The 17,496-nt window shown below is 62.4% G+C and carries 15 protein-coding genes; 6 read left to right on the forward strand and 9 right to left on the reverse strand.

The features are described from left to right. Both HU731_RS20860 and HU731_RS20865 read right to left on the reverse strand, forming a co-directional pair. Positions 1–3,096, reverse strand: a complete 3,096-nt coding sequence (locus HU731_RS20860; protein WP_186607373.1) for a multidrug efflux RND transporter permease subunit — start codon at positions 3,094–3,096, stop codon at positions 1–3. Continuing rightward, positions 3,093–4,259, reverse strand: coding sequence for an efflux RND transporter periplasmic adaptor subunit (locus HU731_RS20865; protein WP_186607374.1), 1,167 nt, complete (start codon positions 4,257–4,259; stop codon positions 3,093–3,095). The genes HU731_RS20860 and HU731_RS20865 overlap by 4 nt, the downstream gene beginning before the upstream one ends. Before the next feature lie 193 nt (positions 4,260–4,452). On the opposite strand from HU731_RS20865, the gene HU731_RS20870 reads away from it, so the two are divergent. Then, a complete protein-coding gene (locus tag HU731_RS20870; RefSeq protein WP_186607375.1) occupies positions 4,453–4,686 on the forward strand; it encodes a hypothetical protein in 234 nt (77 codons plus the stop codon). 162 nt (positions 4,687–4,848) lie between these two features. Beyond that, positions 4,849–5,631, forward strand: coding sequence for a transporter substrate-binding domain-containing protein (locus tag HU731_RS20875; RefSeq protein WP_186607376.1), 783 nt, complete (start codon positions 4,849–4,851; stop codon positions 5,629–5,631). A gap of 543 nt (positions 5,632–6,174) precedes the next feature. On the opposite strand, the gene HU731_RS20880 is transcribed toward HU731_RS20875, so the two are convergent. The 5 genes from HU731_RS20880 to HU731_RS20900 all read right to left on the reverse strand — a co-directional run bounded on the left by HU731_RS20880 (position 6,175) and on the right by HU731_RS20900 (position 10,710). Then, a complete protein-coding gene (locus HU731_RS20880) occupies positions 6,175–6,918 on the reverse strand; it encodes a YkgJ family cysteine cluster protein (protein ID WP_186607377.1) in 744 nt (247 codons plus the stop codon). Between the two features lie 108 nt (positions 6,919–7,026). Beyond that, entirely contained in the window at positions 7,027–7,509 is a 483-nt protein-coding gene (locus HU731_RS20885; protein ID WP_186607378.1) for a GNAT family N-acetyltransferase, read from the reverse strand. Between the two features lie 3 nt (positions 7,510–7,512). Beyond that, the gene (locus HU731_RS20890) at positions 7,513–8,415 is read right to left on the reverse strand and encodes a chemotaxis protein CheV (RefSeq protein WP_044271959.1); all 903 of its coding nucleotides are present in this window, start codon (positions 8,413–8,415) and stop codon (positions 7,513–7,515) included. 176 nt (positions 8,416–8,591) lie between these two features. Continuing rightward, a complete protein-coding gene (locus HU731_RS20895) occupies positions 8,592–9,566 on the reverse strand; it encodes a 2-hydroxyacid dehydrogenase (protein WP_032893504.1) in 975 nt (324 codons plus the stop codon). Positions 9,567–9,741: 175 nt separating this feature from the next. Continuing rightward, entirely contained in the window at positions 9,742–10,710 is a 969-nt protein-coding gene (locus HU731_RS20900; protein ID WP_047712624.1) for a LysR family transcriptional regulator, read from the reverse strand. Between the two features lie 181 nt (positions 10,711–10,891). Between HU731_RS20900 and HU731_RS20905 the strand changes: the two genes are divergently transcribed. Genes HU731_RS20905 through HU731_RS20920 form a run of 4 tightly spaced genes read left to right on the forward strand, consistent with a single transcriptional unit; the run spans position 10,892 to position 15,652 of the window. Continuing rightward, positions 10,892–12,403 carry an efflux transporter outer membrane subunit gene (locus tag HU731_RS20905; protein WP_186607379.1) on the forward strand — a complete coding sequence of 504 codons (1,512 nt, stop codon included), beginning with the start codon at positions 10,892–10,894 and terminating at the stop codon, positions 12,401–12,403. 10 nt (positions 12,404–12,413) lie between these two features. Continuing rightward, positions 12,414–14,591 (forward strand): FUSC family protein, encoded by a 2,178-nt coding sequence (locus tag HU731_RS20910; protein ID WP_186607380.1) that lies wholly within the window; start codon positions 12,414–12,416, stop codon positions 14,589–14,591. Next, a complete protein-coding gene (locus HU731_RS20915) occupies positions 14,581–14,781 on the forward strand; it encodes a DUF1656 domain-containing protein (protein ID WP_003188711.1) in 201 nt (66 codons plus the stop codon). Before HU731_RS20910 ends, HU731_RS20915 begins: the two co-directional genes overlap by 11 nt. Positions 14,782–14,791: 10 nt before the next feature. Next, entirely contained in the window at positions 14,792–15,652 is an 861-nt protein-coding gene (locus tag HU731_RS20920) for an efflux RND transporter periplasmic adaptor subunit (RefSeq protein ID WP_186607381.1), read from the forward strand. A 159-nt stretch (positions 15,653–15,811) separates the two neighbouring features. Here HU731_RS20920 and HU731_RS20925 read toward each other — a convergent pair whose 3' ends face one another. Both HU731_RS20925 and HU731_RS20930 read right to left on the reverse strand, forming a co-directional pair. Further along, positions 15,812–16,213: a DUF4440 domain-containing protein gene (locus tag HU731_RS20925; RefSeq protein ID WP_186607382.1), complete on the reverse strand. Its 402-nt coding sequence runs from the start codon at positions 16,211–16,213 to the stop codon at positions 15,812–15,814. After that, positions 16,206–17,393: an MFS transporter gene (locus HU731_RS20930; protein ID WP_186607383.1), complete on the reverse strand. Its 1,188-nt coding sequence runs from the start codon at positions 17,391–17,393 to the stop codon at positions 16,206–16,208. The genes HU731_RS20925 and HU731_RS20930 overlap by 8 nt, the downstream gene beginning before the upstream one ends. Positions 17,394–17,496 lie beyond the last annotated feature (103 nt).

The following is a 17,496-nucleotide window of genomic DNA, read 5'->3' on the forward strand; positions in this document are numbered from 1 at the left end:
TCAGTGTGTGGTCGCCAGCGCCAGCGCTGGTTTGGGCCTGTGGAAAAAACGTTCAAGGTACAAGTATATGACCGGCGTGGTGAACAGCGTCAGCGCCTGGCTCACCAGCAAGCCACCGACCACCGCGATGCCCAGCGGCTGGCGCAGTTCCGCCCCAGGGCCTGCGCCGAGCATCAACGGCACGGCGCCGAGCAACGCGGCAAGGGTGGTCATGATGATCGGCCGGAACCGCGTGACGCAGGCTTCATAGATCGCATCCTCCGGCGGCAACCCCCGCACACGTTGGGCCTCCAGGGCGAAGTCGATCATCAAGATACCGTTTTTCTTCACGATGCCGATCAGCAGCACCAGGCCGATCAAGGCCATGATCGAAAAGTCCTGGCCCAGCAGCCACAGCATGATCAGCGCACCGAGGCCCGCCGAGGGCAGGGTGGAAATGATCGTCAACGGGTGCACAAAGCTCTCATACAGCACGCCCAGGATAATGTAGACCGCCACCAGCGCCGCGAGGATCAGCCAGGGCTGGCTGGCCAAGGAACTCTGGAACGCCTGGGCCGCGCCCTGGAAGTTGCCGATGATCGTGCTCGGCATACCAATTTCGTTCTTGGCCTGGTCGAGCATAATCACCGCATCGCCCAGGGCCACGCCGGGCGCCAGGTTGAACGACAGGTTGGCAGCAGGGAACATGCCGTCATGGCTGATGGACAACGGCCCGACCGTGGGCGGGTCGACCCTGGCCAGTGCCGACAGCGGCACCATTTCGTTGGTCAGTGGCGAGCGCAGGTAAAAATAGTCGAGGCTTTCGGCCTTGCCGCGCTGTTGGCTGTCCAGTTCGAGTATCACTTGGTACTGGTTGATCTCGGTCTGGAACTCGTTGATCTGGCGCTGGCCGAAGGCGTCGTACAGCGCCTGGTCGACATCGGTGGCGGTCAGCCCGAAGCGGGCGGCGGCCTGGCGGTCGATGCTGATGTGAGTGATGCTGCCGCCCAGTTGCAGGTCGTTGGACAGGTCGCGAAACGCCGGGTTGGCGCGCAGTTTTTCGGTGAGGCGCTGGGTCCAGGTGTTCAGCGTCGGGCCGTCGTTGCTCTTGAGCACATATTGGTATTGGGCGCGGCTGGGGCCGGAGCTCAGGTTGATGTCCTGGCCGGCGCGCAGGTACAGCACGATGCCCGGCACCTTCGCCAGTTGTGGGCGGATGCGGTCGATGAACTGGCTGGCGGACACATCGCGCTCACTGCGGTCTTTCAAGGCGATCCAGAAGCGGCCATTGGCGATGGTCTGGTTGCTGCCGGTGACGCCGACCGAATGAGAAAACGCCTGCACCGCCGGGTCGGCCTTGACGATCTCGGCCAGGGCCTTGTGCTTGGCGACCATGTCCTTGTACGACACATCGGCCGCCGCTTCGCTGGTGCCGAGCACGAAACCGGTGTCTTGCACCGGGAAGAACCCCTTGGGGATGAACACATAGCCGACCACCGCCAGCGCCAGGGTTACCACGAAGATCGCGGCCATGCTGCGTTGGTGCGCCAGGGCACGGCGTAGGTTGCGCGCATAGCCGGCCAGCAGGCGTTCGCTGAAACTGGGCTTGGCGTGGGCACGGTGGGTAGGGGCACGCATGAACAAGGCGGCCAGCGTCGGTGCCAATGTCAGTGACACCACCACTGAAATCAGAATGGTCGCGGTGGCCGTCAATGCAAATTCCTTGAACAACCGCCCGACCACGCCGCCCATGAACAGCAGCGGAATAAACGCTGCCACCAGCGAGAAGCTGATGGACACCACGGTAAAGCCAATTTCGCCGGAGCCCTTGATCGCTGCTTCGCGCTTGCCCAGGCCAGCCTCCAAGTGCCGATGGATGTTCTCCACCACCACAATCGCATCGTCCACCACAAAGCCCACGGCGATCACGATGGCCACCAGGGTCAGGTTGTTCAGGCTGAACCCCATCACATACATCAGGGCGAAACTGGCCACCAGCGAGACACCCAGCACCGCAGACACAATCAGCGTCGCCGACAGTTGGCGCAGGAACAACGCCATCACCGCCACCACCAGCAGGATGGCGATCAGCAGGGTCATTTCCACTTCATGCAGTGAAGCGCGGATGGTCTTGGTGCGGTCGGTCAACACGCTGACCTGCACCGAGGCCGGCAACATGCCTTGCAGGCGCGGCAGCTCGGCCTGGATGCGGTCCACGGTGTCGACGATGTTGGCGCCGGGCTGGCGCGAAATCACCAGGTTCACCCCGGGGGTATCGCCGGACCAGGCTTGCACGTAGGCGTTTTCCGAACCGTTGATGACGTTGGCGATATCGCGCAGTTGAACCGGCGCACCGTCCTTGTAGGAAACGATCAGTTGGCCGTATTCCTCCGGGTGAAACAGCTGATCGTTGGTCGACAGGGTGGACACGCTGTTCTCGCCATAGATCGCGCCTTTGGCCAGGTTGAGGCTCGACTGCTGGATGGCCAGGCGTATATCGGCGAGGGTCAGGCCGATGGCCGCGAGCTTGTCAGGGGACGCCTGCACGCGAATCGCCGGGCGTTGCTGGCCGGTGATGTTGATCTGGCCGACGCCGTCGATCTGGCTGATCTGGCGCGCCAGCAGGGTTTCCACGTAGTCGCTCAGCTCGGTGCTGGGCATGCTGCTGGAACTGACGCTGAGGATCAGCACCGGGCTGTCTGCCGGGTTGACCTTCCTCCAGGTGGGCAAGCTCGGCATGTCGCTGGGCAACTTCCCGGACGCGGTGTTGATCGCGGCCTGGACTTCCTGGGCGGCGGTATCGATGCTTTTTTCCAGGGTGAACTGCAGGGTCAAGAGGCTGGAGCCCAAGGCGCTGCTGGAGGTCATCTGGGTCATGCCGGGGATGGCACTGAACTGCACCTCCAGAGGCGTGGCCACCGAGGAGGCCATGGTGTCCGGGCTGGCGCCAGGCAGTTGCGCGGTAACCTGGATGGTCGGGAATTCCGCTTCCGGCAGTGGCGCGACGGCCAGGTTCGGGAAGGCAATTATCCCCAGGAGTACCAGAGCGAAGGTCAGCAGCAGGGTGGCGACCGGGTGATCAACGCACCAGGCCGAGGGCGACCGGCTGACGCTCATGGTTGCACCTGGGCGTTGGCGGTGTGTATCACTTGCGGCGGTTCCTTGAGCACCTCCACCTGCGCACCGGCCTTGAGCCGCGATTGCCCATCGCTGACCAGCACATCGCCTGCCTGCACGCCTTTGATGATGTTGATAGCGCTGTTCTGGTAGGCGACCTGCACCGGCACCACCTCGACTTTGTCAGCGCTTACGCGGTACACGAAATGTGAGTCCAGGCCGCGCTGCACCACGGTCGGCGGTACCACCAGGGCGTTCTTGTCGAGGGCCGTCTGGATCTTGAGGGTCACCAGTTGCCCGGGCCATAGCTTATGCGTTGGGTTGCTGAACTCGGCCTTGGCCCGCAGGGTGCCGGTGGTGGAGCTGATCTGGTTGTCGATCAGGCTCAAGTGGCCTTCGCCGAGCAGGTCGCCGGTCTGGCCGTCGGTGTCGGCGCCCAGGTACGCATCGACGGTGGCCCGGGTGGGGGCGGCGATCAGGCCTTGCAAGGTTGGCAGCATTTGCTGAGGCAGGGAGAACTCAACGGCAATCGGGTCGAGCTGGGTGACGGTAAACAGCCCCTGGGTGTCGCTCATGCGCAGAAAATTGCCTTCGTCCACATTGCGGATGCCCACGCGGCCGCTGACCGGGGAGCGGATCTGGGTATAGGAAAGTTGTACTTGAGCCGCATCAATGGCCGCCTGATTGCCCTGCACCGTGGCCTTGAGCTGGTTGACCAGTGCCTGTTGCTGGTCATAGGTCTGTTTGGACACGCCGTCGTCGATGCTCAGCGCCTTGTAGCGTTTGAGATTGACCAATGCCACTTGCAACTGCGCCTGGCTTTCACCCAATTGCGCCCTGGCCTGGTCGAGGCTGGCGCGGATCGAGCGGTCGTCGATGGTGGCCAGCAAGTCGCCGGCCTTCACCGATTGGCCTTCCTTGACCAACAGCTGAGTGAGGATGCCGTCGATCTGCGGGCGAATCACCACGCTGTGCAACGACAACACCGAGCCGATGCCGCTGACAAACCGAGGCACATCCTGTTGCGTCACGCTCACCACCCGCACCGGAATAGCGGTAGGCGCTGCCAGGCGGGCTTTGGCTGGCCGGGTTAACGCCCAGGCTGCAACGGCCAATATCAGGAGAGCACCCAGCATCAGGGCCACGTTTCGTTTGATCTGCATAGGAGGACGCCGGCGCAAACTGCAAGTTGGAGTTCGGAACGTCCTTTATAGCGCTGTTCCGCCGTCAGCACGGTGACGGCAAACTGACAGCCGTGACAGTTAGGCCATGTGAGCTTGTCGCTTGAAGTTACTGCTGGCAGCTCAGGCCCCGTATACTCGCGCTTTTACACCTATTAGCTGTGCCGGAGCCCTTATGACTTCCCCAACCCAACCCGCTGTCGACGCGGCCGACCTCGTCGATCCGGCCACCGCCGACGGCGTTGAAAAAGCCGAGATCCCGGCGTTCAAGTTCCCTTTCAAACCGGGTGAGCTGACCGGCGCCAAGCATGCCAGCCAACCCTGGTACAAAGGCGGCGCCAAGAACGGCCATACCAAGACGCCAGGCATGGCGCCTCCGGGCACTCGCCGCTCCATGGGTAAACGCTAAGGTTAAAGCGTTGCGTGCGTTATAGGCAGTTGCCTACATCGCCCGTGGACATTTCTGCTTGTAGGTCCGCGACCGATTCTTGAAAGCTTGCACAGCGTTTGCTTCGTCCCGATGACGCTCATCGGGGCGTGGTGAGTCAGCTTTCCGGAAAAGGACATTCCCGTGGCCCTGATACATCTCTGTGCGGTGCTTGCCTTCTTGCTCTCGTCGACTGCCGTCGCCGCCGACGTGCAACCGCGGCGTGAAATCCGTTTCGCCGTTGCGGCGCATTTCCCGCCCTTTCAAAGCCGCAATGCCCAAGGGCAGTTGGTGGGGTTGAATATCGAACTGGGCAATGCCCTGTGCGAGCAACTCAACGTGCGCTGTACTTGGGTTGACCAAATCGTCATGGAAAACTTTCCGGCCCTCGAGGCCAGGCAGTTCGACGCGATCATGGGCATGGCGACCACCTGCCGTCGGCGGCAACGGGTGAGCTTCACCGATGACCTTTACCCGATCACTACCCGGCTGGTGGCGCGTAAAACCTCGGGCCTGCGCCCTGATCGGCGCTTGCTCAAGGGCAAGCGGGTTGGTGTGCTGGTGCGCAGTAATCGTGAAGCCTTTGCGCTGTCGCAGTGGGCGCCAGCGGGTGTGATCATCAGGAGTTTCTGGCTCAACGACCAACTGGTGCAGAGCCTGGTTTCGGGCGATATCGATGCGACCCTGCAAGGCGCGGTGGAGATCCGTGAAGCTCTGCTAGACACGGCCGACGGCCTGGACTTCGATTTCATGGGGCCGCCTGTGTCGTCGGGCCTGCTGGGTAATAGCGTGGCGATTGCGGTGCGAAAAACCGATACCGCGTTGCGTAATGAGCTTAATCATGCGCTTGAGCAGCTGATGCACAATGGCGAATACCAGCGCATTCTCCAGCCCTATCGCCTCGATGTATTGCCGCCCCATTCATGATCGCGGATGTGTGAGTGCCGCTCTGCACCCGTGAGGCGCCTATCTACCTGACCCCCCGTGATCCAACTGTGGGGGCTGGCTTGCCTGCGATAGCGGCCTGACAGACTGCGACTATCTACCTGACACCCCAACGATCCTACTGTGGGAGCGGGCTTGCTCGCGAAGGCGGCCTGGCAGGCAACACAGTTGGATTGTGTACATATCCATTGCTGCGGTAACGGCCACTTAGGGTTCCGCTTTTACAGCGGGTCACTTTTGGAAAAGAGCCCCAAAAGTAACCAAAAGGGCTCTTGCCCCACCACTCGGCACCTCGCTTGGGCTCGGTGTGCCCGTAATCCGCCAGTGATTTGGGGGGCCGCCGCCACGCGCCATCCATGGCGCGGGGCGGCTAAACCGGCATCCCTGCCGGTTTACCCCCCAAATCACTGTCGAATTCCGGCCAGCGTGGTTTGACGGGGCGCCTGAGATCAAAAGCAGATCAAGGGCGGCTCGCTTCGCATCGTGGTTAGCGTTGGTTGCTGCGAACTACAGTTGTGTCGTTATCTATGCCGCTCTCAACGAGATAAACGCGTAATTGGCCGGCACTTCGGTGGCAATTTGTGCCCCGGCATCCAGCACCTGTTCGGCGATGTCCATCCCGGACACATGAAACACCCATTCTTTGGCCACCGCCGGCTGTTCAATCGCCAGTTCAATCGCCTGGGCAAACGCCTGCATGTCCGGCAAGTACGCGGTAAACCCGTCGCCCTTGAGGGCGGTCGTGCGGATGCCGAGCAATGCGCATACCGCTTCTTTGGTCTGCACATCATCACGGTCGGCCTGGCGTGAACGGCGAATCAGTTCGGCCAGTTGCGCGTCCATCAACTCGCCACCGACGATCAGCGCAGGGCCTTGCTCCCAGGATTCCGGCGGGCAGTCTTTGGCGCTCGGGTTCAGTGGGATATGCGGGTTGATCTCCATCGGGTAGATGCGGCACACCAGCGGGCGCCGTTCGTAGATGCGGCAGCGGTTGTCTTCGTCAAGATTCCGGCAGCGTCCGGCGTTGTAGGCGGCAAAGGTGATTGCCACAAACGCCTCGGTAGTGCCGCTGGGCACGACCACCGAGCGGCGCTCGGCGTGTTCTCGTTGTTGCAGGGGCAGGCCCAGGCCGTTGCCAAGAAAGCCCTCCACCAGAACGATGACGTTGCCGCCGTCCGCCGCCCAGCTGCGGGCTTCTTCGAGGGTCAGGGGCACGTGATGGTCACTGCAGCATTTGCCGCAACCGACGCAGGAAAAGTGTGTGTTCATGGCGGATCTGTCACCAGGCAAGGTCAGAGGGAACGCTTGAGAGGTGACGGGTTTTTGCCTCTATCTACCGCTCAGGGGCTCTCGAAGCAAGTTATGCGCCAGTGAGGGTCAGCCCTTGGAGACGATGTCGCGCAGCACAAACCCCATGCCCGCACTTTCATACAGGTGCCGGGCGCGCAGGTTGCTCTCCAGCACCTTGAGGTCCACATAGGGTTCGCCGCGCTGCTTGAACACCTGGAAGCTGTGCAGCAGCAAGGCGCGGCCCAGCCCTTGGCCTTGGGCACAGGGGTGTACGGCCAGGTTCTTGATAAAGGCGCTGGTCCAGCATTGCGCCACGCCGAGAATACCGTCGCGGTTACTGGCCACCAGGCACAGCGTCGGGTCGTACTCGGCATCGGTGACGAACTGCCGGCGCCACTCATCCAGGTGGCCGACACGGCCGCCGCCCTGGTCCTGGGTCATGCGCAGCACGGCATGGATCGCCGGGGCCAGTTCATCGCGATAATGATCCAGCCGGGTATCCGCTGGCCACTGCGGGGCGGGCAGGCTCCCGGTGAGGTCGCGACGCAGCAGCTGGTAATACTCGGCCAAGGCTTACAGGCCCTTTTGCGCCACGGTTTGCGCGGCGATGACCAGGCATTTGGTCAATTCGGGGGATGAGAATTTGGTGAGTACCGAGTCGGCACCGGCCAGGCGTGCTTTTTCGCTGTTCATCGCGCTGTCCAGGGAGGTGTGCAACAGCACGTAGAGGTCTTTGAAATCCGGGGTTTCGCGCAGGGTGCGGGTGAGGGCGTAGCCGTCCATTTCAGACATCTCGATGTCCGACACCACCACGTTGATCTGTTCAACCGTGCCTTGCAGCTCCAGCAACACGTCGATGGCTTCCTTGGCGCTGCGGGCGGTGTGGCAGGTCAGGCCGAGGTTGCGCAGGGTGTGTACCGATTGCTGCAAAGCCACCTGGCTGTCGTCCACCACCAGGATGCGGGCGTTGCCCAGCACTTCGGCTTCTTCCATGGTCAGGTCGGTCGGCGCCGCTTCAACCGGTGCCGGGGCGATGCCATGGATGACTTTCTCGATATCCAGCACCTGCACCAGGCCACCTTCCACCTGGGTAACCCCGGTGATAAACGCCCGGTTGCCGCCGGAGCCGTAGGGCGGCGGGCGGATATCGGTGGTCAGGCAATGCACGATCTTGCTCACCGCCTGCACATGCAGGCCCTGCTTGGAACGGCTGACATCGGTGACGATCAGGCAGCCGCCGTCCGGGTCTTGCAAGGGCATTTCACCCAGGGCGCGGCTCAAGTCGATCACCGACAGTGAAGCCCCGCGCAAGGTGGCGATGCCTTTGACGTGCGGGTGTGACTCCGGCAGCTTGGTCAGCGGCGGGCAGGGGATGATCTCGCTGACTTTCAACAGGTTGATGGCCATCAGCTTGCCGCTGCGCAAGGTAAAGAGCAGAAGCGAGAGTGAGTCTGCGCGGGCTTTGGTGGTGGACATAAAAACCTTCTGTGGATCAGGGATGACGATCTGTACACCGTTATCGGCCCTGGCCCCGAAAACTGTAGGAGCGAGCTTGCTGGCGAAGAACTTGAAAGCGCCGCGTTAAAACAGATTTTCGGCGTTATCGTTGACGTTTTTCGCGAGCAAGCTCGCTCCTACAGTGGGACGGGGTATCAGCCCTTCCAGACCTGTGGGTTCACCAGGTCTTGCGGGCGCTGGCCCAGCAGGGCGCTGCGCAGGTTGTCCAACGCGCGATTGGCCATGGCTTCACGGGTTTCATCGGTGGCTGAACCGATATGCGGCAGGGTCACGGCATTGCTCAGTTGGAACAGCGGCGATTCAGCCAACGGTTCCTTTTCATACACGTCCAGCCCGGCACCACGAATGCGTTGGGTTTGCAGGGCTTCGACCAGCGCCGGCTCATCCACCACTGGCCCACGGGAGATATTGATCAGGATCGCGCTGGGCTTCATCAACGCCAGCTCCCGGGTGCTGATCAGGTGACGGGTCTTGTCGCTCAACGGTACCACCAGGCAGACGAAATCCGCCTCGGCCAGCAGCTGATCCAGGCTGCGAAACTGCGCGCCCAGTTCTTGCTCCAGCGCGGTCTTGCGGCTGTTGCCGCTGTAAAGGATCGGCATATTGAAGCCCAGGCGCCCACGCCGGGCCACGGCTGCGCCGATATTGCCCATGCCGACAATGCCCAGGGTCTTGCCGTGCACATCGCAACCAAACAGCGGCGCGCCCACGCTGGCTTTCCATTGGCCGGCCTTGGTCCAGGCGTCCAATTCGGCCACGCGGCGTGCGCTGCTCATCAGCAACGCAAAGGCCAGGTCGGCAGTGCTTTCGGTGAGCACATCGGGGGTGTTGGTGAGCATGATCCCGCGCTCGTTGAAGTACGGCACGTCGTAGTTGTCGTAGCCCACCGATACGCTGGACACCACCTCCAGCTTGCTCGCGCTTTCCAGTTGCTCGCGGCCCAGCTTGCGGCCCACGCCGATCAAACCGTGGACATGGGGCAGGGCTTCGTTGAACTGTGCGTTGATGTCACCCAGCTTAGGGTTAGGCGCAATCACCTCGAAATCCTGTTGCAGGCGTTCGATCATCGGTGGGGTGATACGGCTGAAGGCCAGGACAGTCTTTTTCATGGCAGGCGGGCTCATCGACTACGGAAGAATGCTGAGCACGCTAACATTTATCCCCTCAGCACAAAACCTGTAGGAGCGAGCTTGCTCGCGAAAAACGTCAACGATAACGCGTTGATCCAGATTGAATGCGTTGCCCTCAGGTTTTTCGCGAGCAAGCTCGCTCCTACAGGGGTTGTTAGGTCGCCATCCGCACGCCACCCACAGCACCGCTCAACTCATACGCCACCAACTCCGCCTGGTGCGCCGCCAGAATCTCCGGCAACGAACCGCGCAGGTATTCCACCCAGGTCTTGATCTTTGCATCCAGGTATTGGCGCGAGGGGTAGATGGCGTACAGGTTCAGCTCCTGGGAGCGATAGGTGGGCATCACCCGTACCAGCGTGCCGTTGCGCAGCCCTTCGATGGCGGCGTACACCGGCAGCAGGCCGACGCCCATGCCGCTGGTGATCGCGGTTTTCATCGCGTCGGCCGAATTCACCAGGAACGGTGAGCTATTGATCGCCACGCTTTCCTGGCCCTCAGGGCCGTTGAAGGTCCATTTGTCCAGCTGGACCACCGGGCTGACCAGGCGCAGGCACGCGTGGTTGAGCAAGTCCTGGGGGCGTTGCGCGCAGCCCTTGGCCTTGACGTAGTCCGGCGAGGCGCAGGCGATGCTGTAGGTGATGCCCAGGCGCTGGGACACGAAACCTGAGTCTGGCAGTTCGCTGGCCAGCACGATGGACACGTCGTAGCCCTCGTCGAGCAGGTCGGGCACGCGGTTGGCCAGGGTCAGGTCGAAGGTCACGTCGGGGTGGGTGCGGCGGTAGCGGGCAATCGCGTCAATGACGAAATGCTGGCCGATGCCGGTCATGGTGTGCACTTTCAACTGCCCGGCGGGCCGCGCGTGGGCGTCGCTGGCTTCGGCCTCGGCTTCCTCGACATAGGCGAGGATCTGCTCGCAGCGCAGCAAGTAGCGTTTGCCGGCTTCGGTCAACGCGATGCGCCGGGTGGTGCGGTTGAGCAAGCGGGTTTGCAGGTGGGCCTCAAGGTTGGAGACCGCGCGCGAGACGTTGGCCGTGGTGGTGTCCAGTTGCACGGCGGCGGCGGTGAAGCTGCCGGCCTCGGCCACACAACTGAAGGCGCGCATGTTTTGCAAAGTGTCCATGGAGTGTTCTCAAGGGAGATAGCAAATTGTGACAGAAAGTTACGCTTTGAGTGATCCCTACCAACGGATTATCGCCTGAACGGTAACAAAGATTCACAGGAATGCCAGCTTATCGTCCTCCCTGCCGCCGCCTAGAATTGCGCCACCTCTTGCGCAACACCCTCTCAGGAATTCGCTTGCCGTGCCGCGTCGCATCAGCAGAGAGCTGAAGACTCTCAGTGTTTGGGCTTTAACGTCAGTCATCAGCGGTTGCATCGGAACCGGAGGAATCGCCCCCCAAGGCCAGGCGATCAACGCCAATACCCTGGCCACCGACGCCGCGATCCAGAGCGCCGCCCGCGACGCCCACTGGCCCACCGCCCAATGGTGGCAGGCCTACGGCGACCCGCAGCTCAACCGTTGGGTCGAACTCGCCACCCGCAACAGCCCCAGCCTGGCCGTGGCCGCCGCCCGCGTGCGCCAAGCCCGGGCGCTGGCCGGGGTGGCCGAGTCGGCCGAGTCGCTGCAGATCAACAGCGACACCACCCTCAAGCGCCACAACTGGCCCAAGGATCAGTTCTACGGCCCCGGCGAATTAAGCGGTGCCACCACCTGGGACAATAATTCGTCCCTGGGCCTGAGCTACGCCCTGGACCTGTGGGGCCGGGAAAGCAACAGCACCGAACGCGCCGTCGACCTGGCACACATGAGCGCCGCCGAAGCGCGCCTGGCCCAGCTCGAACTGCAAAACAATGTGGTGCGCGCTTACATTCAGCTGTCGTTGCACTACGCCAACCGCGACATCGCGGCCGCCACCCTGGCCCAGCAACAGCAGATACTGGACCTGGCCAACAAACGCCTGAGCGCCGGGATCGGCACTCACTTTGACGTCAGCCAGGCCGAAACCCCGCTGCCGGAAACCCATCGCCAACTGGATGCCCTGGACGAGGAAATCGCCCTGAGCCGTAACCAACTGGCGGCGTTGGCCGGCAAAGGGCCGGGGGAGGGCGCGCAATTGCAACGCCCGACCCTGGCCCTCGCCGCGCCCTTGAAACTGCCCTCCAGCCTGCCCGCGCAGTTGCTTGGCCAACGCCCGGACGTGGTCGCCAGCCGCTGGCAGGTAGCAGCCCAGGCACGGGGCATTGATGTGGTTCACGCAGGCTTCTACCCCAACGTCGACCTGGTCGGCAGCCTCGGCTACATGGCCACCGGCGGCGGCATGCTGGAATTCCTCGCCGGCAAGAAATTCAACTACAACGTCGGCCCGGCGATCACCTTGCCGATCTTCGACGGCGGCCGTCTACGTGCGCAATTGGGCGAAGCCAGTGCCGGTTACGACATCGCGGTGGCCCAGTACAACCAGACCCTGGTCAATGCGCTCAAGGGCATCAGCGACCAGTTGATCCGCCGTGAGTCCATGGACAAGCAATCGGCCTTCGCCGCGCAGTCGGTGGCCTCGGCGCAGAAAACCTACGACATCGCCATGATCGCCTATCAGCGTGGCCTCACGGACTATCTCAACGTGCTCAACGCCCAAACCTTGTTGTTTCGCCAGCAGCAAATCGAACAACAGGTGCAGGCGGCGCGCCTGAGTGCCCATGCCGAACTGGTGACCGCCCTGGGCGGCGGCCTTGGTGCCGGCGACGATGTGCCCACGGCTGCCAAGACACGCCCAAGCAAGACCCCGGCGGCGCTCGCCGTGTTTGATCACTGAGTAGGATTCGATGACTCCCTTGCCTGCACCGCTGCGCTGGCTGCATTCCCTTGAGTGGCGCCGTGGTTTCTTCGACTGGGCACGCAGCGATGGCGTGACCTGGGTGTATATCTTCAAAGTGCTGGTCGCTGCGTTCCTGACGCTGTGGCTGGCCATGCGTCTGGAACTGCCGCAACCGCGCACGGCGATGATCACCGTATTTATCGTGATGCAGCCCCAGAGCGGCCAGGTGTTCGCCAAGAGTTTTTATCGCTTCCTCGGGACCTTGGCGGGCTCGGCGGTGATGGTGCTGTTGATCGCCCTGTTTGCGCAGAACACCGAACTGTTCCTCGGTGCGCTGGCGATCTGGGTCGGCATTTGTACCGCCGGTGCCACGCGCAACCGCAACTTTCGCGCCTATGGGTTCGTGCTCGCCGGCTACACCGCGGCGATGGTCGGCCTGCCGGCCCTGGCACACCCGGACGGCGCTTTCATGGCGGCGGTGTGGCGGGTGCTGGAAATTTCCCTGGGGATACTGTGCTCGACACTGGTCAGCGCCGCCATCCTGCCGCAGACCTCCAGCGCCGCCATGCGCAACGCGCTGTACCAGCGCTTTGGTGTGTTCGCCTTGTTCGTGACCGACGGCCTGCGCGGGCGCAGCCAGCGCGAAGGGTTCGAGGCCAGCAACGTGCGCTTTATTGCCGAAGCCGTGGGCCTGGAAGGCTTGCGCAGCGTCACCGTGTTCGAAGACCCGCACATGCGTCGGCGCAACGGGCGGCTCAGTCGCCTCAACAGCGAATTCATGAGCATCACCACACGCTTCAACGCCTTGCACCAATTGCTGGAACGCTTGCGCGCCGACGAGGCCGACCATGTGGTGGCAGCGATCAAACCCGGCCTGCAAGACCTGGCCGAAGTGCTCGACAGCTTCTCTGGCCGCGCCCTCACCAGCCCCGATGCCGCGCGCCTGGTCAACCAGCTGAGTGCCTACAAGGACGGCCTGCCCGCCAAGGTGCGCAGCCTGCGGGCGAGCTTCCAGGAAGACAACCCGACGGACGCCGAACAGTTGGATTTCCACACCGCCTACGAGCTGCTGTACCGCTTCGTCGACGACCTGCACAACTACGCGCAAACCCACGCGTCCCTGGCCGAGCATCGCCATGCGCGGGAGGATTGGCACGAAGCCTACACGCCAAAGACCAACTGGTTGGCCTGTGCCGCGGCCGGTGTGCGCGCCTCGTTTATCCTGGTTGTGCTGGGCAGTTACTGGGTGGCCACGGCCTGGCCCAGCGGCGCCACCATGACCTTGATCGCGGCGGCCACGGTGGGCCTGTCTGCCGCCACGCCCAACCCCAAGCGCATGGCGTTCCAGATGGCCTGCGGCACCTTGATCGGCGCCTTGGTCGGCTTTGTCGAAATGTTCTTCGTGTTCCCCTGGATCGACGGTTTCCCGCTGCTGTGCGTGATGCTCGCACCGGTGATCATCTTCGGGGCCTTTCTGTCTTCACGCCCCCGATACGCCGGTGTGGGCGTGGGCCTGCTGATCTTCTTCAGCACCGGTTCGGTGCCGGATAACCTCACGGTCTACAACCCTTACATCTTTATCAACGACTACATTGCCATGGTCATCGGCATGCTGGTGTGCGCGGCGGCAGGGGCGATTATTCTGCCGCCCAACAGCCGCTGGTTGTGGCGCCGTATGGAGCAAGACCTGCGTGAGCAAGTGGTGTATGCCATCAGCGGCAAGCTCAAGGGCCTGGCGTCGAGCTTTGAAAGCCGCACCCGCGACCTGCTGCACCAGGCTTACGGCCTTGCGGTTGGCCAGCCGCAGGTGCAGCGCGATCTGCTGCGCTGGATGTTCGTGGTGCTGGAGGTCGGCCACGCGATCATCGAGTTGCGCAAAGAGCAGGCGATTTTGCCGGTGCACCCGGCGTATGCCGAGTCCCAGCCGTGGCGCCAGGCGATCCGTGTGATGGGGCGCTCGTTGGTGCGGCTGTTCCTGCAACCCAGCGCCAGCAACCTGGAGCGCGGGTTGATTGCCGTCGACCATGCGATCAGCCGCGTACAGGCCACCGACGAACCCTTCGCCCCGCACTTCGACACCTCGGCCCTGCGCCGGGTGAAGAGCTACCTGCACTTTATTCGCACCTCGTTGCTCGACCCGCAATCGCCTTTAGCCGCCCTCAAAGGAGCCCCGAATGCCGCGTGAAATTGCATTCCACGGCATCTATATGCCGACCATGACCCTGATGTTCCTGATCGCAGCGGGGCTGGCCTGGGCGGTTGACCGCTTCCTGGCCGGGTTCGACCTGTATCGGTTTTTCTGGCACCCGGCGCTGCTGCGCCTGAGCCTGTTCGCTTGCCTGTTCGGCGCCCTGGCGCTGAGCGTCTACCGTTGAGAATGCCCCGATGAAAAAGTTTTTCAGCCTGCTCGCCACCTTGCTGGTTCTGGCCTTGGCGATCTGGATTGGCCGCACGTTGTGGGTGCACTACATGCAAACGCCGTGGACCCGCGATGGCCGGGTGCGCGCCGACATTATCAATGTGGCGGCTGACGTCACCGGCGAAGTGGTGGACGTGCCGGTACGTGATAACCAGTTGGTGAAAAAAGGCGACCTGCTGATGCAGATCGACCCCGAGCACTACCGCATTGCCGTCAAGCAAGCGCAATCGCTGGTGGCTTCACGCAAGGCCACCTGGGAAATGCGCAAGGTCAACGCCCACCGCCGCGCCGACCTGGACGCCCTGGTGATCTCCAAGGAAAACCGCGACGACGCCAGCAACATTGCCGACTCGGCCCTGGCCGATTATCAGCACGCCCTGGCGCAACTGGAGGCCGCCGAACTCAACTTGAAACGCACGCGAGTGCTGGCGGCGGTGGACGGTTATGTCACCAACCTCAATGTGCATCGCGGCGACTATGCGCGCATCGGCGAAGCCAAAATGGCGGTGGTGGATATGAATTCGTTCTGGGTCTATGGCTTCTTCGAAGAAACCAAACTGCCCCATGTGAAGGTGGGTGACACAGCCGATATGCAATTGATGAGCGGCGAGACCTTGAAGGGCCATGTGGAAAGCATCTCGCGCGGTATCTACGACCGTGATAACCCCGAGAGCCGTGAGCTGATCGCCGATGTGAACCCGACTTTCAACTGGGTTCGGTTGGCCCAGCGTGTGCCGGTGCGGATTCATATTGATGAAGTGCCGGAAGGCGTGTTGTTGGCGGCAGGCATTACCTGCACCGTCATCGTGAACCCAACACAAAACTAAAATGCCAGTCAGTTAAGGCTTTTGTAGGAGCGAGCTTGCTCGCGAAAAACTCATAGGCGCCGCGTTCATTCAGGAAGCACGCGTTATCGTTGAGGTTTTTCGCGAGCAAGCTCGCTCCTACAGAGCGCGATGTAAGCCCCTCACACCTTTAGACCCGCTTTAAGCTTTGATAAAGGTCTCGTGCAAGTGCCGCCAAAGCAGCGCGCCACTGGCCTGTTTCTCGAACACCACCGTGGCGCGGCGGTCGGTCTGGGTGCCACTGTCGTCAATCTGATGCTCGCGATACGTCACCGTAGCGCCGCGTGCATGGCGGTCGATGCCGGTCATTTCACTCAAGGTGATTTTCAACCCCGGACGCATCCCACCCAGGCGCGTAAACAACGCATTGACCCCGGCCCTGTTGACCCGCGTTCCGGTGGCCGGCGCGATCATGCTGAACTCGGGTGAGAAGCGCGCGAGCAAACTCTCCAACGTCCCGGGAGGCGCAACCCCGGCAAACCATTGTTCGATCTCGACGTGGGTCTGGATCACTTCTTCAAAAAAATCGCTGTAGTCAATCATGCTTGGGCTCGCTGCAAGGGTGAAGCAGCGCGCGTACTCTGGAAGCATCCAGGCGCAACACTGCGAAAAGCGGCAACAGGGTCAGAGCTGCCGCCATCGTGAAGGTTATGGCGAAGGAATCCAAGGCTGACAGGATTGCACTGAGCACGGCGGCGCCGACGCAGAAGCTTACTTGACGGTTCATGTTCCACAACGCACTGGCGTGGCCCATGCGCTCGGCGGCAATATCCAGAAAGGCCAGGGTTTGCGCGGTGCTGCTGCACAGGCTGCCGCCCAGGCCCATCAACACGTAGGCCGCAATAATCAGCGCGGGCTCGTTGAGCAACAGGATCCCCGCGCATTGCAGCGCCATGCCCGCCAGTAGCAAGGGTTTGGGGCCGCAGCGGTTGAAGAGTTTCTTGCTCAGGTAGATTGCCACTGCCGAGGCCAGCGCCCAGGGCAGCATCAGCGCGCCGGTTTGGGTGGCGTCATAGCCCAGGCTGCGCACATAAAGGATGGCGATCAGGCTGGTGCCGATAAACACGCCGGGTATGCACAGGTAGACCAGCATCGCCACGCGCAGCATCGGACTGGCAACCTGTTTGAAAATACTGCTCAGGTCCAGAGGCGGGCGAATGCGGGTGGGCGCGTCGGGTTTTATCCACAGCAAGGCCAGCAGCAGGGTGATCAGGGCCAGGGGCAGGTTGGCGTAGAAAATCCAGCGCCAGGACACACTGTCGACGATCACCCCACCCAACGTTGGCGACAGCGCTGGCACCAGCAACGCCACCGACATTACCCGTGCCGTCAGCTGGCTGCGCTCGGCGGCGGGAAAGTGCCGGTACGCCATGGCTTGCCCCACGGGAATCAGCAAGCCGCCGCCGAGCCCTTGCACCGCGCGCCAGCCTATCAACGCCTCGATGGAACCGGCCTGGCCCACCATCACCGAGGCGCCGGCGAACAGCAGCAGGCTGGTGGCGATCAGCGTGCGTTCGCCCATGATCGCCGCCAGCCAGACACTCAGGGGAATGATCAGGGTCAGCCCGAGCATGTAGGCGTTGCTGATCCACGCCAGTTGCGTGACCGAGGCGTGCAGCTCGCGGGCAATGTCCGGGTAGGCGACGGTGGCGACAAACATGTTCACCAGGTCCAGGGCAAAACCCAATAAAAAGATCCAGGCGACTTTCGAGCGGTAGGTCATGAACGTGTTCCTGCGAGTGAAGCCGGCAGGGTAGGCGGCACGCAGGGTTTGGGATACGTCGGTTTGCCTGCTAGTTTGTCAAAAATATTTTGACAAAGGAGGG

This window comes from Pseudomonas salmasensis (assembly GCF_014268375.2).
GTDB classification, from domain to species: Bacteria; Pseudomonadota; Gammaproteobacteria; order Pseudomonadales; family Pseudomonadaceae; genus Aquipseudomonas; species Aquipseudomonas salmasensis.

Bases quoted from the DNA above. Each gene is read 5' to 3' on its own strand.
- HU731_RS20900 (WP_047712624.1), bottom strand. From the start codon at position 10,710: ATGGACACTTTGCAAAACATGCGCGCCTTCAGTTGTGTGGCCGAGGCC.
- HU731_RS20915 (WP_003188711.1), top strand. From the start codon at position 14,581: ATGCCGCGTGAAATTGCATTCCACGGCATCTATATGCCGACCATGACC.
- HU731_RS20880 (WP_186607377.1), bottom strand. From the start codon at position 6,918: ATGAACACACACTTTTCCTGCGTCGGTTGCGGCAAATGCTGCAGTGAC.
- HU731_RS20925 (WP_186607382.1), bottom strand. From the start codon at position 16,213: ATGATTGACTACAGCGATTTTTTTGAAGAAGTGATCCAGACCCACGTC.
- HU731_RS20865 (WP_186607374.1), bottom strand. From the start codon at position 4,259: ATGCAGATCAAACGAAACGTGGCCCTGATGCTGGGTGCTCTCCTGATA.
- HU731_RS20920 (WP_186607381.1), top strand. From the start codon at position 14,792: ATGAAAAAGTTTTTCAGCCTGCTCGCCACCTTGCTGGTTCTGGCCTTG.
- HU731_RS20860 (WP_186607373.1), bottom strand. From the start codon at position 3,096: ATGAGCGTCAGCCGGTCGCCCTCGGCCTGGTGCGTTGATCACCCGGTC.
- HU731_RS20890 (WP_044271959.1), bottom strand. From the start codon at position 8,415: ATGTCCACCACCAAAGCCCGCGCAGACTCACTCTCGCTTCTGCTCTTT.
- HU731_RS20930 (WP_186607383.1), bottom strand. From the start codon at position 17,393: ATGACCTACCGCTCGAAAGTCGCCTGGATCTTTTTATTGGGTTTTGCC.
- HU731_RS20895 (WP_032893504.1), bottom strand. From the start codon at position 9,566: ATGAAAAAGACTGTCCTGGCCTTCAGCCGTATCACCCCACCGATGATC.
- HU731_RS20910 (WP_186607380.1), top strand. From the start codon at position 12,414: ATGACTCCCTTGCCTGCACCGCTGCGCTGGCTGCATTCCCTTGAGTGG.
- HU731_RS20870 (WP_186607375.1), top strand. From the start codon at position 4,453: ATGACTTCCCCAACCCAACCCGCTGTCGACGCGGCCGACCTCGTCGAT.